The organism is Streptomyces sp. UH6 (genome assembly GCF_013421635.1).
Classification (GTDB): domain Bacteria; phylum Actinomycetota; class Actinomycetes; order Streptomycetales; family Streptomycetaceae; genus Streptomyces; species Streptomyces abyssomicinicus.
In genome coordinates this window covers 1-22,518 of sequence record NZ_JACADT010000021.1, presented here as the reverse complement: position 1 = coordinate 22,518, position 22,518 = coordinate 1, and the positions used below count along the sequence as shown (strand labels likewise).

At 72.6% G+C, this 22,518-nt stretch carries 25 protein-coding genes and 2 pseudogenes; 15 read left to right on the top strand and 12 right to left on the bottom strand.

Annotated elements, in window-relative coordinates; translation table 11 throughout:
* From HW445_RS03550 to HW445_RS03540, 3 genes and pseudogenes are all read left to right on the top strand, one after another.
* Nucleotides 1-271, top strand: a pseudogene (locus HW445_RS03550) (hypothetical protein); the annotation flags it as partial.
* Nucleotides 268-1,152: a hypothetical protein gene (locus HW445_RS03545; protein ID WP_180219561.1), complete on the top strand. Its 885-nt coding sequence runs from the start codon at nt 268-270 to the stop codon at nt 1,150-1,152. The pseudogene HW445_RS03550 and the gene HW445_RS03545, both read left to right, overlap by 4 nt.
* Nucleotides 1,153-1,228: 76 nt before the next feature.
* Entirely contained in the window at nt 1,229-1,891 is a 663-nt protein-coding gene (locus HW445_RS03540) for a hypothetical protein (RefSeq protein ID WP_180219560.1), read from the top strand.
* A gap of 75 nt (nt 1,892-1,966) precedes the next feature.
* Here HW445_RS03540 and HW445_RS03535 read toward each other — a convergent pair whose 3' ends face one another.
* The gene (locus tag HW445_RS03535) at nt 1,967-2,242 is read right to left on the bottom strand and encodes a hypothetical protein (protein WP_180219559.1); all 276 of its coding nucleotides are present in this window, start codon (nt 2,240-2,242) and stop codon (nt 1,967-1,969) included.
* A gap of 42 nt (nt 2,243-2,284) precedes the next feature.
* The gene (locus tag HW445_RS03530; protein WP_180219558.1) at nt 2,285-2,830 is read right to left on the bottom strand and encodes a TetR/AcrR family transcriptional regulator; all 546 of its coding nucleotides are present in this window, start codon (nt 2,828-2,830) and stop codon (nt 2,285-2,287) included.
* A gap of 91 nt (nt 2,831-2,921) precedes the next feature.
* On the opposite strand from HW445_RS03530, the gene HW445_RS03525 reads away from it, so the two are divergent.
* The 3 genes from HW445_RS03525 (at nt 2,922) to HW445_RS03515 (ending at nt 5,263) form a co-directional block, all read left to right on the top strand.
* The gene (locus HW445_RS03525) at nt 2,922-3,452 is read left to right on the top strand and encodes a hypothetical protein (RefSeq protein ID WP_180219557.1); all 531 of its coding nucleotides are present in this window, start codon (nt 2,922-2,924) and stop codon (nt 3,450-3,452) included.
* Nucleotides 3,453-3,641: 189 nt separating this feature from the next.
* Nucleotides 3,642-4,004: a YciI family protein gene (locus HW445_RS03520; RefSeq protein ID WP_180219556.1), complete on the top strand. Its 363-nt coding sequence runs from the start codon at nt 3,642-3,644 to the stop codon at nt 4,002-4,004.
* On the top strand, nt 4,001-5,263 hold the full coding sequence (locus HW445_RS03515; protein WP_180219555.1) for an RNA polymerase sigma factor: 1,263 nt from the start codon (nt 4,001-4,003) through the stop codon (nt 5,261-5,263). The genes HW445_RS03520 and HW445_RS03515 overlap by 4 nt, the downstream gene beginning before the upstream one ends.
* Nucleotides 5,264-5,290: 27 nt before the next feature.
* Here HW445_RS03515 and HW445_RS03510 read toward each other — a convergent pair whose 3' ends face one another.
* The 4 genes from HW445_RS03510 to HW445_RS03495 all read right to left on the bottom strand — a co-directional run bounded on the left by HW445_RS03510 (nt 5,291) and on the right by HW445_RS03495 (nt 7,941).
* The gene (locus tag HW445_RS03510; protein WP_180219554.1) at nt 5,291-6,028 is read right to left on the bottom strand and encodes a VOC family protein; all 738 of its coding nucleotides are present in this window, start codon (nt 6,026-6,028) and stop codon (nt 5,291-5,293) included.
* 116 nt (nt 6,029-6,144) lie between these two features.
* Nucleotides 6,145-6,810, bottom strand: a complete 666-nt coding sequence (locus tag HW445_RS03505) for a nucleotidyl transferase AbiEii/AbiGii toxin family protein (protein ID WP_180219553.1) — start codon at nt 6,808-6,810, stop codon at nt 6,145-6,147.
* A complete protein-coding gene (locus tag HW445_RS03500) occupies nt 6,807-7,247 on the bottom strand; it encodes a hypothetical protein (RefSeq protein ID WP_257230818.1) in 441 nt (146 codons plus the stop codon). The genes HW445_RS03505 and HW445_RS03500 overlap by 4 nt, the downstream gene beginning before the upstream one ends.
* Before the next feature lie 118 nt (nt 7,248-7,365).
* Complete coding sequence (locus HW445_RS03495) at nt 7,366-7,941, bottom strand: TetR/AcrR family transcriptional regulator (protein ID WP_180219552.1); 576 nt, start codon at nt 7,939-7,941, stop codon at nt 7,366-7,368.
* An 87-nt stretch (nt 7,942-8,028) separates the two neighbouring features.
* Here HW445_RS03495 and HW445_RS03490 point away from each other — a divergent pair, with 87 nt between their 5' ends.
* Entirely contained in the window at nt 8,029-8,913 is an 885-nt protein-coding gene (locus HW445_RS03490) for a GDSL-type esterase/lipase family protein (protein ID WP_180219551.1), read from the top strand.
* 199 nt (nt 8,914-9,112) lie between these two features.
* The gene (locus HW445_RS03485; protein WP_257230817.1) at nt 9,113-9,922 is read left to right on the top strand and encodes a hypothetical protein; all 810 of its coding nucleotides are present in this window, start codon (nt 9,113-9,115) and stop codon (nt 9,920-9,922) included.
* Between the two features lie 52 nt (nt 9,923-9,974).
* On the opposite strand, the gene HW445_RS33220 is transcribed toward HW445_RS03485, so the two are convergent.
* Nucleotides 9,975-10,541: a hypothetical protein gene (locus HW445_RS33220; protein ID WP_180219550.1), complete on the bottom strand. Its 567-nt coding sequence runs from the start codon at nt 10,539-10,541 to the stop codon at nt 9,975-9,977.
* A gap of 700 nt (nt 10,542-11,241) precedes the next feature.
* Between HW445_RS33220 and HW445_RS03475 the strand changes: the two genes are divergently transcribed.
* The 5 genes from HW445_RS03475 to HW445_RS03455 all read left to right on the top strand — a co-directional run bounded on the left by HW445_RS03475 (nt 11,242) and on the right by HW445_RS03455 (nt 15,489).
* Complete coding sequence (locus HW445_RS03475; protein ID WP_180219549.1) at nt 11,242-12,360, top strand: bifunctional DNA primase/polymerase; 1,119 nt, start codon at nt 11,242-11,244, stop codon at nt 12,358-12,360.
* 80 nt (nt 12,361-12,440) lie between these two features.
* Nucleotides 12,441-13,892 (top strand): phage/plasmid primase, P4 family, encoded by a 1,452-nt coding sequence (locus HW445_RS03470; RefSeq protein ID WP_180219563.1) that lies wholly within the window; start codon nt 12,441-12,443, stop codon nt 13,890-13,892.
* Entirely contained in the window at nt 13,889-14,290 is a 402-nt protein-coding gene (locus tag HW445_RS03465; RefSeq protein WP_180219548.1) for a DUF6009 family protein, read from the top strand. The genes HW445_RS03470 and HW445_RS03465 overlap by 4 nt, the downstream gene beginning before the upstream one ends.
* Nucleotides 14,291-14,378: 88 nt before the next feature.
* Complete coding sequence (locus tag HW445_RS33215) at nt 14,379-14,822, top strand: hypothetical protein (protein WP_257230816.1); 444 nt, start codon at nt 14,379-14,381, stop codon at nt 14,820-14,822.
* A 13-nt stretch (nt 14,823-14,835) separates the two neighbouring features.
* Entirely contained in the window at nt 14,836-15,489 is a 654-nt protein-coding gene (locus tag HW445_RS03455) for a hypothetical protein (protein WP_180219547.1), read from the top strand.
* Nucleotides 15,490-15,609: 120 nt separating this feature from the next.
* Here the strand turns inward: HW445_RS03455 and HW445_RS03450 are convergent, their stop codons facing one another.
* Both HW445_RS03450 and HW445_RS03445 read right to left on the bottom strand, forming a co-directional pair.
* Nucleotides 15,610-16,812, bottom strand: a complete 1,203-nt coding sequence (locus HW445_RS03450; RefSeq protein WP_180219546.1) for an IS110 family transposase — start codon at nt 16,810-16,812, stop codon at nt 15,610-15,612.
* A 180-nt stretch (nt 16,813-16,992) separates the two neighbouring features.
* Complete coding sequence (locus HW445_RS03445; RefSeq protein WP_180219545.1) at nt 16,993-17,352, bottom strand: DCC1-like thiol-disulfide oxidoreductase family protein; 360 nt, start codon at nt 17,350-17,352, stop codon at nt 16,993-16,995.
* A 334-nt stretch (nt 17,353-17,686) separates the two neighbouring features.
* Between HW445_RS03445 and HW445_RS03440 the strand changes: the two genes are divergently transcribed.
* Nucleotides 17,687-18,850, top strand: coding sequence for a ParA family protein (locus HW445_RS03440; RefSeq protein ID WP_180219544.1), 1,164 nt, complete (start codon nt 17,687-17,689; stop codon nt 18,848-18,850).
* Nucleotides 18,847-20,070: a ParB/RepB/Spo0J family partition protein gene (locus HW445_RS03435; protein ID WP_180219543.1), complete on the top strand. Its 1,224-nt coding sequence runs from the start codon at nt 18,847-18,849 to the stop codon at nt 20,068-20,070. Before HW445_RS03440 ends, HW445_RS03435 begins: the two co-directional genes overlap by 4 nt.
* A gap of 250 nt (nt 20,071-20,320) precedes the next feature.
* Here the strand turns inward: HW445_RS03435 and HW445_RS03430 are convergent, their stop codons facing one another.
* The 3 genes and pseudogenes from HW445_RS03430 to HW445_RS03420 all read right to left on the bottom strand — a co-directional run.
* Nucleotides 20,321-21,184, bottom strand: coding sequence for a tyrosine-type recombinase/integrase (locus tag HW445_RS03430; protein ID WP_180219542.1), 864 nt, complete (start codon nt 21,182-21,184; stop codon nt 20,321-20,323).
* 79 nt (nt 21,185-21,263) lie between these two features.
* Nucleotides 21,264-22,238 carry a LuxR C-terminal-related transcriptional regulator gene (locus HW445_RS03425; RefSeq protein ID WP_180219541.1) on the bottom strand — a complete coding sequence of 325 codons (975 nt, stop codon included), beginning with the start codon at nt 22,236-22,238 and terminating at the stop codon, nt 21,264-21,266.
* A 60-nt stretch (nt 22,239-22,298) separates the two neighbouring features.
* A pseudogene (locus tag HW445_RS03420) lies at nt 22,299-22,518 on the bottom strand (hypothetical protein); the annotation flags it as partial.

Below are 22,518 nucleotides of genomic sequence, written 5' to 3'. Positions count from 1 at the left end.
CTGCGCAGGCGAGCCGGGCCGGGCGGTGGCCCTCCTCGAACCCTTGGGCGCCCGGACGGAGCTGCTGGGCGGGGTGCGCGTGGAACGGGAGATCGTCCAGGACACCCTCGCCCGCGCCCTCGCGGACGCCGGGGAGTGCGAGCGCGCCGCGCGTCTCCTCGAGCACCGGGTCACGACCCGGCGCCACCACCGCTACGAGGACCTGCTCCTGGCCGCCGTGGCGTCGGTGCCGGGTCCCCGGACCGCGGGGCGGGACGCGTGCCCGCGGTGACGGCTCCCCGTCACCTGGTCGTCGTCTCCCCGCCCGGGAGCGGCACCGTCCTCCTGCACCAGATCACCACCGCTCTCGGCCACACCTCGCGCGGCACCATGGGCGGCCACGCCCACCACGCGCGGCGCGCGGCTCCCGGGGAGGTCTACCCGCTCCTCGAGACCGCCTACGGCCGGCCCGCCGCCCTCGCGTTCCTCACCGCCCACCACCGGGAGCAGGACACGGGTCCGCTGCAGGCGGCGTACACGGCCGCCGTCGACACGCTGTGGCGGGTGTGGTGGCAGCGGCTCGGCCAGGCGGTCACCGCCCATACCGACCTCGACCCCGCCGTCGAGAGCCGCCTCGCCCGCCTCCCGAACGCCGAGGTTCTGCGTCTGCTGCCCGGCCGCGACGCCTGGTACGTCACCGACCTGCGTCTCGACCGCGCGGACGCCGGCCTTCTCCGTCACTGGGCGGCCACCGGCGAGCCGCTGATCATCCTCCACCGGCGCCACCCCGACGACCGGATCGCCGCGCACATCCGGCACCTGTGCCGCCCGGACGGCCAGGTGGGCACCATGCCGGAGAACCTGATCCACCGGGACGTCCTCACCTCCCTCCCCACCGACCGGGCGCGGTGGGACTACGCCCGCGCCGACCCCGCCTTCCTCGGCGCGACCGGCCCCTCCCTCTGGCTGAGCCACCACCCGGGAGTCCTGACCGTCACCCACGAGGAGCTGGCAGGGCCCCTGTACGGCGGCACCCCCCACGCCCGTGCGGCCGCCCTCGCACGTCTCACCACGGCCCTGGGCCACCCCGCAGACCGGGCCGGCACCCTCCCCGACCCCGTCCCCGGCCTGCCCGATCTCCACATCGGTCTCTCACCCGCCTACGTCGGGTGACTCAGGCGCCGGAGCCCGTGTCCTCGCCTGCGCCCCGCGCCTAGGATGCGGTGACCAGGCGGGAGGAGGGGCTCCGGTGGGGGAAGTGTTCGGTGCTCGGGCGGAGTTGGACCGGCTCGGCCGGGCCCTGCGCGCGCAGCTCGTCAAGCTGATCGACGACCTGACGCCCGGCGCCGACCTGGGCCTGCTCCTCCTCGACGAGCCGAAGGTCGTCGACTGGCACGATCCCCTGCGCTACAGCTACTCGGCCGTCTTCCGCGGGGAACGCCCCGAGGGGGTAGGAGCCGCCGACGCCGCCTCGCGGTCCGCCGACCTGCTGGGCCGGGCCGGATGGGACGTCAGCGGGCCGTGGCAGGAGAGCGACGGCACGTGCGTCCTCACCGCCCACCGCGACGGCACCCTCATCGAGGTCACCACGGGCGAGCACCCGAGCGTGCTCTACCGGGGGCAGACCGCCGCCCGGGCGCTGCGCGAGCCGGACGATCAGCGGTGGCCGGAGCCGGTGCGCACGCCGGGAACGCTCTCGCCCGGCTTCGTGCTGTGCTACGAGTGCGACGGCCTCGGCGCCTGCGACTGCTGCGGTGGACGCGGCTGGGTGGCCGGCGAGCCGAACGGGCGCAGGCGGTGTCCCCAGTGCGCCACGCGGCGTGTCTGCCCCGTCTGCCGGGGCGAGGGGCAGCTGGCGGTGTCCCAGCTGTCGCCCTACCAGCTGGCGTACTACCCGGAACTGGACCGGTAGCCGCTCCCGGCGGGACCCGGCGCGAGGGAGGTGCCCCCGAGGCGGTCGTCACCGGCCGCGGACCGGCCGGAGACGTCAGGGAGTGTCACCGGTCCAGTCCCACCGGGCCGGGTCACCGGGGCGCGGGTCGTACATCGTCCTGCCACCGGGGCCGAACCGGCCCAGCTCGGTGGGGAGGACGACCCCGGGAGTGGCCTCGCCCCGCGTCCAGCCGGTGATGTCGAGCAGCAGCCCGTCCAGCGGGCCGCCGACGAGCTCGGCGTAGCGGCGGTCCGGCCGCGGGTTCGGGTGTTCGTGGTCGGCGCCGTAGACCCGGCGGCGCAGCGACTCCCGTTCGTCGTCACGGTCCATCCGTCCAGTCTCCCGGCGACCGCCGACAACGCGGCCCGGACGTCAGGGGGCGAGGGTCAGCAGGGAGATGACCGGCCGCGCGGCGTCACCGGCGTCGACGCCGGGAACCGCCGGCAGGGCGCCGCTCAGCCACAGGCCGGCGAAGCCGTGGACGATCGACCAGGCGGCCCGCCTGGCGTTCTCGTCGGCCGAGTCGGGGAGCACCGCCCTGAGCGCCTGGCCGGCCCGCTGCTCCGCGGCGCGCAGGCCCGGGTCGTCGGGGTGGTAGAGGCCGGGCTGGAACATCACCTTGAAGTGGGCCGGGTGCCCGGCCGCGAACCGCACGTACGCCACGCCGGCCTCGACGCGGTCGTCACCCGCCGTGCCGAGGGCGTCGGCGAGCAGGGTGTAGCCCTCCGTCGCCAGTGCCGTGAGCAGACCGGGCTTGGAGCCGAAGTGATGCGTGAAGGCCGCGTGCGAGACGCCTGCGCGGCGGGCCACGTCGCGCAGGCTGAGGGCGGCGGGGCTGCCGCCCTCCTCGATGGCCTCGGCCGTCGCGGCGAGCGCGACCCGGCGCAGGTCTCCGTGGTGGTAGCGGCGAGCGGTCATGGCACGCGATCTTACCGTTGACAACATTGCGGAGCAAACCTATCTTCCCAGTGGAAAGTTTCGTCGACGCGCCTGCTCTGGAAGGACGTTCATGTTCGAGACCGTGATGCTGCTCGTCGTCCCCACCGCGGTGTTCCGCCTGCTCGGCGCGCTGGGCGTCGGCCGGTTCGCCACCTGGCGGGTCAGCGCCGCACACGGCCTGGCGGTGCTGCTCGTCCTCACCGCGGCCGCGCACTTCGCCCCGCCCGGCGTCACCGTGATGCCCAGCCGCGAGGACATGGAGGCGATGGTCCCGCCCTTCGTGCCGTTCCCCACCGCGGTCGTCTACGCGACCGGCGTGCTGGAACTCCTCGGCGCCGCCGGACTCGTCCGGGCGTCGACCCGCACGCCGGCCGGGATCGGCCTGGCGGTGTTCTTCGTCCTGATCTTCCCCGCCAACGTCTACGCCGCCCTCGAGGACGTCCCGTCCAACGGCGACCCGGCCACGCCGCTGTGGTTCCGGATCCCCGAGCAACTGCTCTTCATCGCCACCGCGCTGTGGGCGGCGAGGGGCGGGTCCGCCCGCCCCGACGGCGAGCGTCCCTCCGTCGGGGCGGGCTCCGCGCCGGCCGACGGCCGCTGAGGAGCACGGGGCCGGGGAGCCGGGCTGTAGGTTGATCATCCGCGCCGTGCCGGGGCGCGGAGACAGGCCGACGGCGGCACGCAAAAAAATGTCGAAGGAAATCGTCGGCGGATGTCGAGGACCCGGTTCCCGCTCCGACCGAGGGGTGACAGCGCGCCGACGGGGCGCGCGGGAGCGAGGGGACCTGACATGAAGTACGTCGCGATGATCTACGGCAACCAGGCCAAGTGGGACTCCTTCCCGGCCGAGGCGTGGCCCGAGGCGATCGCCAGGCAGGAGGCGTTCAACAGGAGGTACCGCGAGAGCGGTGAACTCCTCGGCGCCTACGGCCTGGCGGACGCGGCCAACGCCCAGCTCGTGCGCCGCGAGGACGGGGCCCCGGCGGTCACCGACGGCCCGTACCTCGAGACCAAGGAGTACATCGCCAGCTTCTACCTGCTGGACTGCGACAGCCTGGAGCGGGCGCAGGCGATCGCCGCGGACATGCCGTTCGCCGACGTGGATCCGGTCGAGCTGTGGCCGGTGCTGCACGAGTCCGCGGCGGACGTGTGACCACCGGGCGTCCTGCCGTCGAGGACCTGCTGCGCGAGCTGGCGCCGCAGGTCCTGGGCGCGCTCGTCCGCCGCTACGGCCTCTTCGACGAGTGCGAGGACGCGGTCCAGGAAGCCCTGCTGGCCGCCGTCCTGCAGTGGCCCGGGGCGACGGTCCCGGACAACCCCCGAGGCTGGCTGGTGACCGTCGCCTCCCGCAAGCTGGTCGACCGGATCCGCAGCGACAGCGCCCGCCGGCGTCGCGAGGACGCACTCGCCCTCGCCACCCCGCAGGCCGAACTGCTCGGCCACGCCGCCGACACGGTGCCCGACGCGGACCGGGACGACTCGCTGGCCCTGTTGTTCCTGTGCTGCCATCCCGCGCTGTCACGGGCCAGCCGGATCGCCCTGACGCTGCGCGCGGTCGGCGGCCTGACCACCCGGCAGATCGCCGCGGCCTTCCTGGTGCCCGAGGCGACCATGGCCCAGCGCGTCAGCCGCGCCAAGCAGACCGTCAAGGCGTCCGGCACACCCCTGGCCGTGCCTGGGGGCGCCGAACTCACCGAGCGGCTCGCCGAGGTGCGGCACGTGCTCTACCTGGTCTTCAACGAGGGGTACACCGCCACCGGCGGCTCCGACGACACCGGCCTGACCGTTCCGGAACTGTCCGACGAGGCCATCCGGCTCACCCGGATGCTGCACCGTCTGATGCCCGAGGACACCGAGACCGCGGGCCTCCTCGCGCTGATGCTGCTCACCGACGCGCGCCGGCCCGCCCGCACCGGTCCTTCCGGCGAGGTGGTGCCGCTGGCGGAACAGGACCGCGGCCGGTGGGACCGCCGTGCCATCGCCGAGGGGGTCGACCTGATCAGCCGGACCCTGCCACGCGGCAGGGTCGGCCCGTACCAGCTGCAGGCGGCCATCGCGGCCGTGCACGACGAGGCCGAGGACACCGACGCCACCGACTGGCCCCAGATCCTCGCCCTGTACGAGATCCTGGAACGGTTCGGGCCGAACCCGATGGTCTCGCTCAACCGCGCGGTCGCCGTCGCCATGGTCCACGGCCCGGCCGCCGGACTCGACCTGGTCACGGCGCTGGAGGCCGACCCCCGCACGGCGCGCCACCACCGGCTGCTCGCCACGCGTGCCCACCTCCTCGAGCTCCTCGGCGAGCACGAGGGCGCGGCGGCCTCCTACCGCGAAGCCGCCCGCCGCACCACCAGTGCTCCCGAGCGCCGCCACCTCAGCGCCTGCGCCCACCGCCTGGAGGCCCGTGCGTGACCGCGCGGCCCGCACCGCCGCTCCGGGTCAGCGGGGGGAGAGGAGGCAGAACTCGTTGCCTTCCGGGTCGGCCAGCACCGTCCAGTGGATGGCGGACCGATCGACGCCGGGGTCGGTGGCGCCCAGGGCGAGCAGCCGGGCTTCCTCCGCCGTGATGTCGTCACCGGGGTAGGGGCGGACGTCGAGGTGGACGCGGTTCCACACGGTCTTGGTGTCGGGGTTACGGACGAACTCCAGGTACGGGCCGACACCTTGGGCGGAACGCATCCTCGCGTGGTCGTCGGTGACCTCGTGCACCGTCCAGTCCGTCGCCTCGCCCCAGAACCGCGCCATCGCCCGGGGGTCGGCGCAGTCGACCACCACCGCGGCGATCGGCCCGGTGTCCTGGTGGATCGGGCGGGGCTCCAGGACGCAGAACTCGTTGCCCTCCGGGTCCGCCATGACCGTCCAGGGGACGTCGCCCTGACCGACGTCGGCGAGCGTCGCACCGAGACCCTGCAGACGCGCCACCAACTCCGCCTGGTGGGCGGTCGAGGTGGTGGCCAGGTCGAGGTGGACCCGGTTCTTCACCTTCTTCGGTTCCGGACGGGCCACGATGTCGATGCAGACCGCCACGGGGTCGGGGTAGGAGAAACCCACGGGTTCGAGGTTGGTCACACCCGGTTCCTCGCTGTCGATGCCCCACCCGAGCACCTCCGCCCAGAACCGACCGAGCGCGGAGTCGTCGTGGGCCTTCATGTTGATCTGCACGAGTCGTGTCGCCATGCGCGGATCTTAGATCCCCGGAACCGCTCATGGTGGCATGAGCAGGCCAAACAGTGCCGGGCGGGCCGGTGGGCCGGCGGGCCGGGCCGGGCCGGGCGGGGTGAAGGGCGGGCCCGTCAGTCGTCGCCGAGGTCGTCCTGCGCCAGTCGGAGGCCGATGTCGTCGGCCCACCGCTGGGCCCAGGAGAGGAGGGCGTCGACGAGTTCCTCCCCGGCGCCGTACTGCTCGAACTCGACGGGGTCGAGCCAGGCGACGCCGGCGAGGCGGCTCTGCAGTTCCTCGAGGTCGAAGCGGCCACGGGCGTGGAGACGGCCGAAGTGTTCGAGGTCGGCGGTGGTCCAGCGGCGCGACGCGGCGAAGACGTCGAGCGCGTCGCGTGGCGCGCCCCGTTCGGCCAGGGCGCGGACCTTGGTGCCGACGACGTCCTGCTCGGAGAGGACCGGGCCGTAGGCGCAGACGGCCGGGGGCCGCGTGAAGGACTCCTTGAGGATGTCGACCTCGCACTCCTCCCCGTCGGCGCCGGTGGCGGTGAGACGGGCGGAGAGCGGGGCGACCTCGATCACCTCGATGCGCCAGCCGCGTGCGGTGAGGCCCTCGGCGAGGCGGCGGACGATGTCGTCCATCGGGGCCGGGTTCTCGGTGGCGACGTCGACGTCCTGGCTGGGACGGGCGAGGAGCTCGTGGGCCTGGACGCCGTACCCGCCGGTGATCACCAGCGGGTACGGGGACCCGAGGGCCAGGACGTCGGAGAGGAGCCGGGCGTGCAGGTCGGGCAGTCTCACGCGGCCGTCCGGTGCCGCCGGACCGGGGGCGGCGCGGTCGGCGGCAGGTGGGTGAGGGCGCGCAGCTCGGCGAAGGTGTCCTCCCACACGTCGCGCACGGACGAGGAGACCAGGGTGCGCAGCGTGGGCCACAGCCGCAGCAGCAGGTCGCGGTTGAGCAGGGCGCACAGGTCGTGGCGCATGCCCTCGGCGAGGACCACGCGGTACAGGCTCATCCGCTGCCGCTCGTTGCCGAGGTCGAAGGCCCGCAGCCCCGACCACACCACCGTCAGCGGCGGCTCGACGACACCCTCGCGGGGGCCGCGCATCTCGTCCAGGGAGGCGGGCAGACGGCGGCGGAACTTCTCCCGGTAGAGGCGCAGGTCGTCGGCGTGCCCGGCCGGTCCGCCGGTGACGGGCGGCAGCGGGCGTGAGGCGGACGACGAGGGCACACTCATGTCCACCAGTATGCCGGGCGTGGCGGACGCTGCGGGTGCGGCGGATGCTGTGGACGCTGCGGACGAGGGCTCTGGGCGTGCCGCACCCGCGGACCCGATCGGCGACGGCCCACGCGGGTCACCGCAGCGGTCTGACGACCGCTCGGGCCAAGGCCTCGGCACGGGAACGCGGGGCGGGGTCGGCCTCCGGGCCGTGGGCGTAGTAGCGCAGGAACGCCTCCTGGAAGCACGCGCCGATCAGCAGGGCCGCCGCCGCGTCCGGGTCCGCGTCCTCGGCGATGCGCCCGAGGCCCTGCTCGGCCCGCAGGTAGGAGGCGAAGCCGGCGACCGCCTTCTCGGGGCCGCCGCCGTGCCGGCTCATGGCCACCCGGTGTGCCGCCATGCGCTGCGGGTCCGCCAGGAGCGCGCCCAGCATCGGGATCGACCGCTGGTAGAAGTCCAGGACCGCGTGCGCGAGCTCGGCGAGGTTCTCCTCGACGTCGCCCTCGCCGGGGCGGACCGGGACGCGCGACGGGCCGGGCAGCCGTTCCTCCAGGACGGCGAGCAGCAGCCGCTCCTTGTCCCCGAAGTACTTGTACAAGGTGGGTTCCGACACGCCCGTCTCCTGCGCGATCTCCTTGGTCGTGGCGTACACGACGCCACGGGTGCGCAGGATGCCCGCAGCCGCGTCGAGGATCCGCTCCCGTGTGCTCATCGCCGTCCTTCCCTCCCCCGCTTGACAGGTTAGTGAACACTAGCGCACCCTCTGGTTAGTGTTCACTAACCCCTCTGGAGGACCGGTATGCGGATCACCGTCTTAGGAACCCCTGGCGGCGAGGGACAGCGCCGCCTCGTGCGCCGGGCGGCGCGGAGGAGGATCGTCATCGCCCTGTGCGCTTTGGCCCTGGCCGTGTTGGGGGCCGCCGGCAGCGTCGGCTACCTGACGTTTCTTCGCCCGCCCGCCAACCCGCCGGCCGACGCCTGCGCCGGTGGGCGCCCGCAGGGCGGCGGGCCGGTGGTCGTCGCGGCCGGCGCGAGCATGACCCAGGGCACGCTCGGCCGTGACTGGGTCGGCGACCTGCGGAAGCGGCCCGCGTTCCGCGGATACGAGTTCGTCAACGCCGGCGACAACGGCAACACCAGCGCGGATCTCCGCGAGCGGATCGACAGCGATGTCGTCGCCTGTGACCCGGATGCGGTCATCCTCCTCATCGGCACCAACGACGTCCGCGACGGCGTTCCCCTGGAGGAGTACCGGGACAACCTCACCGCGATCATCGAGCGGGTCAGGAGCAGGACCTCCGCCCGCGTCGCGCTGATGTCGCTGCCGCCGCTCGGCGAGGACCTCGACTCCGAGATCAATCACCGGCTCCGCGGCTACAACGCCGCGATCGAGGAGGTCGCCACCCGCACCGGGGTCGGCCACGTGCCGGTGAACGAACGTTTCACCGCTCACCTGCGCAACCAGGGCCACCGGCCTGCCTACGACTTCGGCTTCGCCACGGCGTTCTGGGCGGCCGCCAAGTACTACCTGCTCGGAAGAAGCTGGGACGAGGTTGCCCGCGACAACGGGCTCCGGCTGTTCGTGGACCATGTCCATCTGAGTGACCGGGGTGGTGCGGTGGTCACGGGTCTCGTCGCGCGGTGGCTGTCGTGTGCCGGGGGTGTTGCGGGGGGCCGGCCGTAGGCCGGGGCCGCCGGGTGTCGGGGTGGGGTGCCGTCGGGCGGTTGTTTCCCCGGGTGGGGGCGGTCGCCGCAGCGGCCGCGGGCCGGGTTTTCTGGCGTCGGATAAGGAGAGGTTATCCGACCCCAGCGCGCCCCGCCGGCCGCCCCGCGCGGGCGATTCACAGAATGTGAAACCCCAACATGAGGCACAATCGGCAGCCATGGCCAGGAAGAAGAACACCGCCCGCGACGCCGCCGCACCCCTGCGCACCACCCCCGTCCGCATCGGCCCCCTCAACACGAACGCACTGGTCAGCGAACTGCGCGCGCTCCACGAGACGGCCGGCGGCGCCGACACCATGCCCGACGACACCGAACTGTTCGCCGCCCTGCTCTGGGCGGAACGGAACGCGCGGCAACTGGAGGTGCTGGCGCCCGAGGCACGGCGGCGGGCGGCGCTCACCCAGGTGCTGCTATGGGAACACTTGCGCGAACAGGCCGACCTCCACCAGATGCGCGCCGTCACCGCCGCCCGCGACGCCGGCGCCACCTGGGCCGACCTCACCACCCCCCTCGCGGTCCGCGCCCCCTCCGCCGCCTACAACAAGGCCCAACGCCTGGCCGCAGCCGCCCTCACCGACGCCACCGACCACGACCGCCCCGTCCGCCGCACCCCCGAAGCCGTCGCCGCCGCCCGCCTCCGCCACGCCGAACGCGAACGCGCCGCCCACCAGCGCCGCCAGGCCGCCGCCGAACGCCACCCCCTCGTCGCGGCCGCCGCCCACCGCCTTCTCGACCACCGCGAGCACCTCACCACCGACGAGGACACCGACTTCTGGCTCGACGAGGCCGCCTACGTCCTCACCGACTGCACCACCGCCCTCCAGCAGGAGAGCCTCCAGCGCTACCTCGCCGCCGCACTCCGCCACCTCCAGCACCACCACCAGGCCGGCGGACAGCCGCCCACCACCCACCCCCAGGCACTCGCCGCGCTGCAAGCGGTTGCCGCGCTGGTGGCAAACCCCGCCTGAACCGCTTCGGCGCAACGGCCTCACACGCCCGCAGAAGCCCGGGGCGGGCCCCTCAGGGGGCGATCTCCTCCCGGGCCCGCTGGAGCTGCTCGACGGTCACGCTGCCGGCCTCAGGGAGCCCTGCGGCCGTCCAGGCCGCCTGGGCTCGGGGAACGGAGCCCTCGGTGTCGTCGAGGAGGATCTTCTTGGCCAGGTTGACCGTGAGGGCACCCTCGCCCAGATCCATGAGGTGGGCGAGCATGCGGATGCTCCGGGCCGCACCGGCGGCTTCGTTGTAGCGGTACACGAGCACCCAGCGGCCCTCAAGGGAACGGGCCCGCTCGATCAGGCGGCGTCCGCGGTCGGTCTCCTGCTGCTCGGTGCGGATGTGCTCGGCATCGCCTGCCGGGGAACGCAGGGTGAGCAGCCCCCGGCGGCTGGTCTCCTCGATCTCCACCTTCTCCAGGAAGGCGACGAAGCGCTTGGCGCTCTCCAGGCGGGCGATGTCCTGGGCGGCCTGCTGGGCGACCATGTGGAGGTCCACGGTGAGGGAGTGCACCCGGCGGCCCCAGTCGGCCTCCTGGCCCTCCGGGCACGGTCCGGCGGCCTGTGCTGCGGCGATCACGAGGCTGTAGTCCACGGACCCATCATGACGGGCCGGGCCGACAGCCCGGCCGACAGCCCGGCCCGGCGGCCCGAGAGGTGCCGGACAGCGACCGAAGCGACGCTCCTCTCGGGGAGAAAACACAGCACAGCAGGGGCGGGCGTGGCCCCGTCCTGTTCGGTCGCTGTGTTCAGTCGCTGCCGCGGCCGTTCGGTCGCTGCTTTCTTCCGCCCGCAGAGGGCGATGAAGGCCTCCCAAGCCCCTCGGAGGCGCACAGCGACTGAAGAACAGCGACTGAACGGCTTTCGGTCGCTGCTTCAGTCGCTCCTACAAAGCGCAGGTCAGAGGGCGGTTCACTGAACGACAGCGACCGAAGCGACCGAACTTCGGGGTATATAAGCCCTTAGTGCGTGCGCGTGTGTGCGTGATAGATAGAGAGGTTGAGTCGCTTCGGTCGCTGTTTTCTTCAAGGCGAGCCTGTGACCTGCGGTTTTGTCGAGCGACTGAAGCAGCGACCGAAGTGCTTCGGTCGCTGTTCGTTCTTCCTTCGGTCGCTGCCGTCCCGGAAGCCCGGGAACCGGAGCACGACGATGCCCGTCATCAGCTCCACAGATGTCTCCGAGGGCCCTTCGACACGTCTCCGACGCTGTTTCCACAGGGGTACGCGGAGCCACCGCCACTCTTCGCTAGGCTGTGTCCGTCGTTGAGTCGCTTCGGTCGCTGATGGGGGACGCAGATGCCTGCTGAGCTGCGTTTTTCTCGCAGCGACTCAACCGTGTCGCCCTCCGGCCCCCCGGTCGCCGAGTCTGCCGTCCGCACCGCCCTCCGGTGCGCCGAGCAGGGCTGGCCCGTCCACCCGCTGTCCGCCGGCCGCAAGACGCCCGCCGCCAACTGCGCGAGCTGCCGCACCCGCCCGCACACCCCGGCGGAGTGCCCTTGTCTCCCCCAGGGACGCTGGTGCCACGGATTCCACGCCGCAACCCTCGACCCGGCCCGCATCCACGACTGGTGGGGCGCCCGGCCGGACTTCGGGGTCGGAGTCGCCTGCGGCCCTGCCCGGCTGGTCGTCGTCGACGTCGACGCCCACGCCACCGAACCCCCGACCCGCGACCGGCTGCTGCCGGGCATCCCGATCGGGGAGCAGGTCGACCTCACCGGCCTGTCCAACGGCTTCCACACACTCGCCGTCCTGGCGGCGCTGCGCTCCCGGCCCTCCCCCGCCGAGGACGTCACCACGCTGCGTGTCCGTACGCCCTCGGGCGGCATGCACATCTGGTACCGGGTCCCGGACGGCCGCCGATGGCAGAGCTCCGCGGGCTCCAGCGCCGGCCGCGCCCTCGCCTGGCAGGTCGACGTCCGTGGCCACGGCGGCTACATCGTCGCCCCCGGGACCGTCACCCGTGACGGGGCCTACACACCCGTCGGGGACACCCGCGTCCCCGCCCCGCTCCCCGCCTGGCTCGCGCAGGAACTCGAGCGCACCGGGCACCTCGCCACGCCCCGGCAGCCCTCAGGACCCCGTTCGGTGCCGCCCAGGGCCCAGCAGGCCGTCCTGGCGGCCGGAGGCGGTGCCAAGCGCATCGGAAGCACTCTGGAGGCCGTCCTGGCCCCTGTGCGGGCCTGCGGGCAGGCATCCGAGGGCACCGGCTTCTCCGACGCCCTCAACCGGGCCGCCTACACCCTGGGAGGACTCGTCTCCGCCGGGCGTCTGCCCCGGGACGACGCGGAGAAGGCGCTCCGTGACACCGCGGCGGCCGTCCGCCCGGGGCAGGAACGCCGTGCCCAGCAGATCATCCGCAGCGGCCTGGCCGCAGGCCTGCGCCATCCCCTCTACAGCCGAGGGCGCCGCCCGTGACCGTCAACCTGCCCCCCAACCCCGGCAACGGGACACTCTTCGACGCCGAGGCCGTCGCCGCGCAGATCCGCAGCGCCCAGATGCCCCTTCCGCTCCCCGCCCAGGGCGGCCCCGTGACCTCTCCCGCCGCCGGGGAGGCCACGGCCGCCGGGCTGCTCCCGGACACCCTCAGCGACCGCGGCAACGCCAAACTCTTCGTCAAGCTCTACTCCAACGACTACCGGCACGTCCCGGGCATCGGCTGGTACCGCTGGGACGGCACCCGCTGGCAGATCGACGAGGACGACACCGTCCTGTGGGCCGCCGGAGACCTCGCCGAGAACATCGCCGACCAGGACCCCCGGGGCCTTTTCACGGCCGCCGCACTCAAGCAGCACCGCCGCCGCGCCCTGTCCACCACCGGCATCAACGCCATGCTCACCCAGGCCAGGTCGGCCCCCGGCATGGTCCTCAACGCCGCGCTCCTCGACGCCGATCCCTACGCCCTGTGCACCCCCGCCGGCATCGTCGACCTGCGCACCGGCCTGGTGAAGGCTCCCGACCCGAACAAGGACTTCCACTCCCGGTCCACCACCGTCGGCCCCAGCCACACCCGTACCCCCCGCTGGGACCGTTTCCTGACCGACACCTTCGGCGACGACGCCGAGGGCCTGGAGATGATCGACTTCCTGCACCTGCTGCTCGGCTACTCCATCACCGGCGACGTCGGCGGCCAGATCCTGCCCTTCCTCTTCGGCGAGGGGAAGAACGGCAAGTCCGTCCTCCTGGACGTGCTGATGAAGCTCCTCGGCGACTACGCCGACGCCGCCCCGCCCGGCTTCCTGATGGCCCGCCCCTACGAGGGCCACCCCACCGACCTGGCCGAACTCCACGGACGTCGCGTCATCGTCTGCTCCGAGGTCAAGCACGGCGACAAGTTCGACGAGGCACGCGTCAAGCTCCTCACCGGCGGCGACCGCATCAAGGCCCGCCGCATGCGGCAGGACTTCTTCAGCTTCCAGCCCACCCACAAGCTCTGGCTCCTCGGCAACCACCGCCCCGAGGTCGGCACCGGCGGCTTCGCCTTCTGGCGACGGATGCGGCTGATCCCCTTCGAACGGACGGTCTCGGACGACCGGAAGATCGACAACCTCGCCGACATCCTCGTCACCGAGGAAGGCCCCGGCATCCTCGGCTGGCTCATCGACGGCGCCCGCCGGTACGTCAACGGCGCGCGGGACCTGACCGGCCCCGAACGCGTCCGCATCGCCACCAGTGCCTACGCCGAGACCGAGGACCACACCGGCCGGTTCTACGACGAACGCTGCGTCCTCGGCGCCGAGCTGAGGGCCGAACAGTCCGGCCTCTACGCGGCCTACCGGGGGTGGTGCCGCAACGAGGGCGCGCCCGCCATGACCTCCCGCGCCTTCGCGGCCCGCACCCGTGAACTCGTCGGGCTCAGTTCCCCGAGGCAGATGATGACCTCCAACCAGCGCAAGTACTACCCGGGCATCGGACTGCTCGCCGACCAGGAAGGTGAGGGAACGGCATGAGCTCCCTGATCAGCGAGGAGGAGATCGCCCACGAGACCGAGCTGGTCTGGCTCGAGGACCCGCAGGACCTCGACTACGTCCGGCAGAGTCTCGACCGCCTCCCCACCCGCAAGGGCAAGCCCGCCTACCACCGCGACGGGCGCATGGTCGGCTACGCCATCCTCGGGCCCGGCGCCAAGCCCTCCCGTTCCTCCGGCACCTTCCGCCGACGGGTCTTCTGGCTCCTCCCCCACGACCGGGACACCGACCCCACCGGCCTGTACACCAAGGGCGCCCCGGCCGAGGCCGTCGACCCGCGGACCGTGGCCGCGGGGGTCAAGGGCTACAAGACGGAGCGCTCCGAAGGCGGCCCTCCGTCGACCGCGATGCGGGAGCTGGGCATAACGCTGCCGTTGTGACCCGGGATCGGCCCGGGCATTAGGCCGATCCGGTGATGTGCGGGGAGGAAGGGAGGAGTCGCGGCCAAAGGGGTGACACAGTCGCCTCATGAAAAGGCTCGCACCGACGGCGGTGACGGCCACGGCCGCAGCGGCCCTTCTCGCCGCAGGCCTCGTCACGCCCGCCCACGCCGGGCCGGCCTGGGACAAGACGGTCAAGTGCCGGCAGAAGGACTGGGACGGCAGGGTGATCGCCACCCGTGCGGGCAACACCGAGTTGGGGTGGAAGCACTTCTCCGGCCCGCACAACATCAAGAAGTGCAGGATCGTCAACGCCGCCATCGACGGCAAACCCGACAGGAAGAGCGGCGCCCGCCTCGAGTACTGGGCCTACGCCTGGAGCGGCAACCGGCGGGTGCAGGTCGTCGTCATCGCCCAGTACGCCCGCAAGACCGCCGACGCGCGCTACGACGCCGGCCCCGGGCAGACGATCGGCGTCATCACCGCCTACTGCAAGGGCATGAACAGGTGCCCGAGCTGGCTCAACCAGTGACAGGGTGACGCCCGTGGCCCTCACGTACGACGACATCGCGGAGCAGCAGGCGGACATCGTCGGTCCGCTGCTCCCCTACTTCCGCGCTCCCCTGCCCGACGGGCAGTTCATCCGCGGTGTCCTGCCGTCACCGCCTCCCTCCGAGGCGGTCCGTGTCGTCGTGGGCCCTCCACGGGGCGGTACGCCGGACGGGATGACGGTCTGGGAGATTCCCCTGCGCACGGCCGGCGACGCCGGGGACCTGGCGGGCGCGGACGACGTGCTCGGCATGGTGCGGGCCCTGCACACCGGGACCCAGATCTTCTCCAGCAGCCGCACGGACACGGTGATGGGCATGCGGCTCGTCCGGGTGGACCCTGCCGCGGTGGAGCCGGCCGACCCGGACGAGGGGGACCTCGCGCTCGTCGTCCTGCGCACCCTCCTCCACCCGTGGACCGAGGAGAGGCCCGTTCCCCGCCTGCGGGGCTTCCTCCTCCGTGACCCCGACCGGATGCGCCTGTACTGCGACCGCGAGGGGGACACCGCCGTGGTGGCCGCCGACGTCCGTCTGTCCGGTGCCCTCACGGCCGTGCTCGCCGCGCTTCCCTCCCTGACCGAGGAGGAAGGGACCGCACCGGGGGACGCCGACCCGCACTGCTCCCGGCTGGTCGACCTCACCGGCTGGTAGAGCCCCGGTTCCTCGGTGCACACGCCGTCGTGCTGCCCGGCAACCGCGAGCGGTTGTTTGCCACCCACCGGTACACGACATGAGCGGCCCACCGCACGGGGGGGGCCTCTATGTCCTTGGTCAAGCTGTGCGTGGGCTTCTCGGTTCGTAGAAGGTTCCGTCGCGGAGCATGGCGAACAGGACGCTGATGCGGTGGCGGGCGAGGCGGAGGAGGGCTTGGGTGTGGGTTTTGCCTCGGGCTCGGCAGCGGTCGTAGTAGGTCCTGGACGACGGATCGTGCAGGGCCGCGAAGGCGGAGAGGAACATCGCTCGTTTCAGTTGCCGGTTCCCGCCCCTTGGGGCGTGCTCGCCGTGGATCGACGTGCCGGACTGCCGGGTCGCCGGGGCGAGTCCGGCGTAGGAGGCGAGGTGGGCGGCGGTGGGGAAGGTGCTGCCGTCGCCGACGGTGGTCAGGAGGACTGCGGCGGTCCTGACGCCGATGCCGGGCATCGAGGTCAGGACCTCGGCAAGAGGGTGGGCCTCCAGCAAGGCTTCGATCCGGGTTTCGAGGGCCCGGCGTTGTTCGTGGACGGCGGCCAGCGACTTCGCCAGCGACGGGACGATCACGTCGAGGGTGCCGGTGCCGGGGACGACGACGGTCTGCTCGTCCAGCGCGGCGAAGATGTCGTCGACCAGCCGCTCGGCCATGCGCGGGGCTCTCGGCCGGACGACCTCGACGAGCCTGCGGCGGCCCGCCTTCCGCAGAGCGGCCGGGGACCCGTAGCGCTCAAGGAGCCAGGTGACGGCCTGGTGGTCCAGGCGCGGACCCAGGACGCGCTCCAGGCTGGGGTGGAACTGGGTGAGCAGGCCGCGGATGCGGTTGCTGGTGCGGTTGGCCTCGCCGGCGAGGTCCTGGTCGAAGCCGACCAGCATGGTCAGCTCGGCGGTGACCTCGTCGGCCAGGTCCAGCGAGCGCAGGGTGTGGGGCATGGTCCGGGCGGCGTCCGCGATGACGGCGGCGTCCTTCGCGTCGGTCTTGGCCTCGCCGGGATAGAGGTCGGCGATCCGCCGCATCGCCAGTCCGGGCAGGTAGGCGACCTGACAGCCCGCGTCCCGGGCGACCGTCAACGGCAGGGCGCCGATGGAGGCGGGCTGGTCCACGATCACCAGGACGGTGCCGAACTTGGTGCGGAGCTTGTCGAAGACGGCCCGCAGCCTCGGTTCGGTGTTCGGCAGGGGCTTGTCGAAGACGGTCTTCCCGGCCGGGGTGAGGCCGTGGCCGTGATGTGCTGCCTTGCCGACGTCCAGGCCCAGGAAGACGCCCACCCCGTCGATGCTGATCACCGTGCCCCCACGTGTGTCGACGCGTGCCGGCCCCTGGGTCGGGAGCCGTTCCGGCGCATCCACGTTATGCAGACCTGCCGCCCGCGAGCGGCCGGGCATTGCGCCCGGCCCGGCGGTGGTCGGACCTCTGATCAGCGTCTCCGACGGCACCCCTCGAACCCGGTGACACCACCCCCCAGGTCATCCGTTCGACAGGGGGCAACAGTCATGCCGGGCCCGGAGGCCAGCGGCCCTCTTGCAGGACCACGAAGAAGATAACGGGGGGGGCAGGGTGAGCAGCGCTCCCAGAACTGGCCAGCCGCCGCGCGCGCTCAGGAGCAGTTTGGCAACGGCCTGGGATCCGCCGTACACGGCACCGGTCGGGGTCACCCACAACGCTTCGTGCTCGGCGCGTTCCTGGGTGACGCCGAGCGCTTCCAGAGGCGCGAACTGCCACGGCGTCGTCGTGCAGCGGGGGCGGAGCAGCCGCTCGGCGAACCCGACCGAGACGCTGCAGAACCCGCAGTCCCCGTCGTAGACCAGCACAGGCCGGCTCCGCATGGTTGTCCCGTTCCTCGTCGGCTGCCGTGAAGCTGACTGCGTGCGGGTCTTGCCGGAGGACCGCGTGATTATCACGGCGTGATAGTTCGGTGTCGTCGGTGTCGGTGTCCGCGGCGGCAGTGGATGTGGGCATCGGCGATCGGCTGACGTCGGGACGGCGGATTATCACGGCGTGATATTTGCCGGATGCTGGGCGAGTTGGAGCCGAAGCCCGGGCCCGTCCGGAGCGCACCCGCACAACTCGCGAGCGGCGCGACCGACGCGGGGAGCGAAACCTGAGCAATCAACGGCAAGCCTGCACCAATTTCCCCATGGACGTCAGTATGCTGACGTCATGTCCTCTCCCTACCCTGATGGAGACCGGGAAAAGGTAGCGTCCAAGCTGCCCTCGGCTCTCCAGCAGCAGCTCAAGATCCGATGCGCCGAACTCGGCCTGGACATCCAGGACGCGGTCACCGCAGCCGTCACCGACTGGCGTGCGAGCAGCCGGCCCGCACCCGACATCGACACCGCGGGGGCGAAGTCGTTCTCGACGTGGCTTCCGACGGGGCTGTACGACCGGTTCAAGGAGACCTGCGCGGAGCGGGGCGTCTCCTACACGCAGGGTCTGGCCCAGTCGGTCCGCGGGTGGCTCGACGCCCACCCCTCTCCCCGTTCCGACGCACGTGGTGACGAGCCCGCGCGCATCGTCGTCTGCAACCAGAAGGGCGGCGTCGGCAAGACGGCCGTCTCCGCCGGTATCGCCCAGGCCTATGCGGAGGCCGGCAAGCGGGTGCTCCTCGTCGACTACGACCCGCAGGGCCACCTCAGCGAGCAGCTCGGGGTCCCGCAGATCGAGCCGGACCACGACAGCCTCGTCGCCCACATGCGGGGCGAGTCCGACGGGGACCTGCGTGAGCTGGTCACGGTGATAGAGGAGGACCGCTTCGAGAAGCGGCTGCACCTGCTCCCGTCGTGCTTCGACGGGTTCCTCCTCGACTCCAGCCTGGGCATACTGTCCGCCCAGAAGCGTGGCTTCCAGAAGGAGTCGGCACTGGAGATGGCGCTGCGGCCGGTCGAGTCGGAGTACGACGTCATCATCCTGGACTGCCCGCCCAGCCTCGGTATCGCCATGGACGCCGGCCTCTACTACGGGCGTCGCCGCCGGGGCGAGGCCGCGGGACGTTCGGGCGTGCTGATCCCGGTGCTGGCGGAGGACTCGTCGGCCACGGCGTACACGATGCTGTCGCAGCAGATCGAGGACCTCTGCGAGGACCTCCGGATGGAGATCGACTACCTCGGACTCGTCGTCAACCTCTACGACTCGCGCCGGGGTTATGTGGCCACCAGTTCGCTGGAGCAGTGGAAGAGCATCGGCGACCCGCCGGTCCTCGCCGTCATCAGCGATCTGAAGGAGCAGCGGGAGGCGGTCCGCATGCGCCGGCCGCTGCTCGCGTACGCACCGCACAGTGACCAGGCCGAGGCCATGCGGCAGATCGCGAAGGGAGCAGGCCGATGAGCAAGGCGGACACGTTGGGGGCCGCCCCCGCGTTCGGGGCGGCCCGAGGGGCGCGCAGTTCCCGCCGGGCGGCGATCGAGCGCGTGACCGGTGGGGAGTCCTCCGAGCTGGCCTCGCTGACGGAGCTGCCCCTCCCTCTCATCAGCGAGAACCCGGACAACCCGCGCAACCACCTGCGCAACCTCGACGACACGGTGGAGACGGTGCGCGAGCTCGGCGTGATCCTGCCGATCGTCGTCGCCACGGTCGATGCCTATCTCCGGGACCGGCCGGAGCGGGCCGGGGACCTGGAGGAGGGTGCCCAGTACATCGTGATCGACGGTCACCGCCGGCTGGAGGCCGCCCGCCGGGTCGGGCTCGCCACCATTCCCGTGCGCGTGGACAACGCCCGCGTCAGCAGCGACGAGGCACTGCTCGAGGCCGCGTTCGTCGCCAACTACCACCGCGACGACATGACCGATCTGGAGGAGGCCCAGGCACTCCAGACGCTGGTCGACCACTACGGCTCGCAGACGAAGGCGGCCAAGCGGCTCGGCATTCCGCAGGGGACCATCTCCAGCAAGCTGTCGCTGCTGAAGCTGAGTCCGGAACTGCAGCGCGACCTGGTCGAGGGCGTGCGGAAGGTCGAGCACGTCCGCAACCTGGGCAAGCTCTCGCCGGAGGAGCAGAAGGCCAAGGCGGACGAGCGTGCCGCGGCCGCGCGGCGGGAGCCGGGAGCCGAGGCGACGGCGGGGGAGCGGAACGCGGATTATCACGCCGTGATAGTTCACGACCGTGAGACCACCCAGGCGGCGACGCAGGCGCTCACGCAGAGGCTCACCCAGACGCCTGCCCAGGCATCGGCGCCGACTGCTGCGGTGGCGCCGACTGCTCCAGCGGTTCCGGCGGCCGCGCCGGTGGGGGAAGCGGAGACCGCTGCCGCGGCAGTGGACCAGCTGAGCGGTGGGGGAGAGGTGGGTGTCGAGCCCGCCGCCGCTCCCGCGGAGAACGCGGACGTCGTTCCCGAGCCCCGTGCCGCGCAGGCGGTCGCCGAGTCCGAGCCGGCGCAGCAGCCCAAGAGGCTCCCGTACGACCAGCCGCTCTACATCGGCATGCATCTCGAGCGGAAGATGTCGCCCGGTGACCTGAAGGCCATGGTGACCTACCTCCTGAAGCGGTTCCGGCAGAACGACCCGGAGCTTCTGGCGGAGGTCCTGCGAGCCGCCGACGCGGGGGAGTGAGCTCGCCCGCGCCAGTCGAAGAGCCCCGCCCCGGAGCCGCGTCCCGGGACGGGGCTCTCGCACGTGAGCGGCACGTGAGCGGCACGTGAACGCTCCGGACCGCGATCCGGGACGGAGTCTGCCGCCAGCCCGGGTTATCACGGCGTGATAACCCGGGGAGGTTTCCGCCTGTCCCACCCGCTTCTCGCGTGGGGCTGGTGGCATCGGGCGGAACTATCACGGCGTGATAATCCCGCCCGGGAGTCCGTGATCAGTCCCGCCGGAGCAGTGCGCCCGGGCGCACGGGACGGCCGAGGAGTTGCATCACCAGGGTGCGGTGGGCGGCGTGGAGGGTGCGGACGGCGGCGCGGTTGATGCCCGGTTTGAGGGCTTCGGCGCCGTCGCGGGGGCGGCCGGGCTTGGTGGGGATCCAGAGGTGGCCCGGGTCGCTGCCCTCGAGGCGGGCGGTGATGTGGCCGCGGACGTCCAGCCAGCGGCGCAGGACCTCGACGGCACGGGTGTCGAGGGGATGGGACCCGGTGTCGAGGTGGACGACCCGCTGATCGAGGTCGATGTCGTCGGTGCGCAGCCTGTGCAGCTCGGGAACCGTGCGCCCGGTGCCCGCGACGAGGGCGGCGACCGCGGCGGTGCGGATGCTGGTCGCCGCGTTCGCGCCGGTGGGGCGTTTGACGGCGAGTGTGTGCAGGAGGCGGTCGGCCTCGTCGGGACTGAGGTGTTCACCGGCGCCCTGCGGGGGCATCTCGAGGCGTTCCGGTGCGCCCAGGTGGGAGGCGAGGGAGTTGTAGCTCTGCACCCGGGCCCGCTGCGACTCCTCCGCCGCCCGGGCGTCCGGCCCGCGCAGCGTGTTGCGCCGGCGGGTGGCCCCCTCGGCGGCCGCCTCCAGCCACGCCGAGACATGGCCGGGCTCCAGGAGTTCACCGACGGTCAGCGCGGCCGTCTTCTCCTTGCCGAGGACGTGGTCCAGGAACTCGGCCAGCAGGATGGCGCGCAGTCGGCAGGTCGCGGGGGCGTACCCCTCGCGCCGCAGGCTCTCGAGGAAGTCGTCGATCGCCGCGCGGGCGTCCTGGCGCTTCCAGGCGTCCTGGCCGGCGGCTGCTTCGGACACGGTCGGCATGGGCACCAGGGTACGGATCCCGTGGGGCGCGCCACGCCGGTGACGGACGGACCGCTCGCCGGGCCGGGTCGCGCGTGCGTCAGATCCAGCCTCTCCTGGCCGCGTTGACGCCCGCCTGGAAACGGCTGGACGCGCCGAGGCGGTCCATCAGCTCGGCCATCCGCCGACGCACGGTGCGCAGCGAGACCCCCAGCTTCCTGGCCGCCGCCTCGTCGGTGTCGCCCTGACTGATCATCCTCAGCAGCGTGGTCTCCTCGGGGGTGCACCCCTTGTCGTCGACCTGGGGTGCCTCGCCGAACGGGGTGCCCACGGACCAGACCTGTTCGAACAGTGCGCACGCCACCGCGACCATCGCCGCGTTGCGCACCTCCAGGGCGCCCGCCCGGGGGTCGCCGGGGTCCAGCGGCAGGACGACCACCTTGCGGTCGATCACGATCATCTGCAGCGGGACGGTGGGGACGGTCCTCATGAAGCCCCCGAGACCGGTCATCCACTGGGCATAGGCGAGCGTGTCGGCGTCGTTGCGGAAACTGTCGCGGCAGATGGCCCGGATCACCACGCCCCGCTCCAGCGCCTGCTGGTTGAGGGGCTGCGCGGCGGCCCGCGCGTCGGGGCGGTGCGCTCCCCCGGGATTGAGGGAGAGGACCTCCGAGCGGGTCATCCGCTGGAGTTCCTCCAGCCGGATGCGCACCGCGTCGATCCCCTCCAGACGCAGAGCGCCGTCGATCCCGCGGTGGCGTTCGTGCTCGGCCGCGATCGCGGCGATCTCCGCCCTGGTGGCCTCGATGCGGGCCTGCGTCTTCGCCGCCTCCGACTCCGCCGTCGCCAGCAGGGCCGTCAGCCCCACCTCCGGGCTGACCGGGCGCAGCGCGTTCCCGCCCGTCGACGACGCTCGCAGCAGGGCCAGGTCGCCCAGCTCGTCCAGGGCCTGCCTCACGTCGGCGGTGCCGAGCGACGCCTCCTCGGCGAGGGCGGCGACCCCATGGCCGGGATGGGCGAGCATGGCGCGGTAGACCCTCTCGGCCTTGGCGGACAGACCCAGTATCTCCAGCATTGCTCCTCCACACGGTCGGTGCGCGTGACGTACGGCGGTCGGTGCGTGCGCGTGCACCCCTCACTCCGTGCGCGGCACCAGCCCGTCGATGTCGTAGGAACGCCCTGTGTGCCGGCGGGCCGTCAGTTCCGCGAGCACGGCGCCGAGCGGCCCGGCCGGGTCGGCCTGGGCGCCCGCGGCCGGGCGGCCGATCCGCGCCAGCAGACGGGACAGGGCCAGCACGGCCCAGGACGGATCGGCCAGGAACGGGTCACGGCCGTCCTGGCTCTCCCAGGTGCCG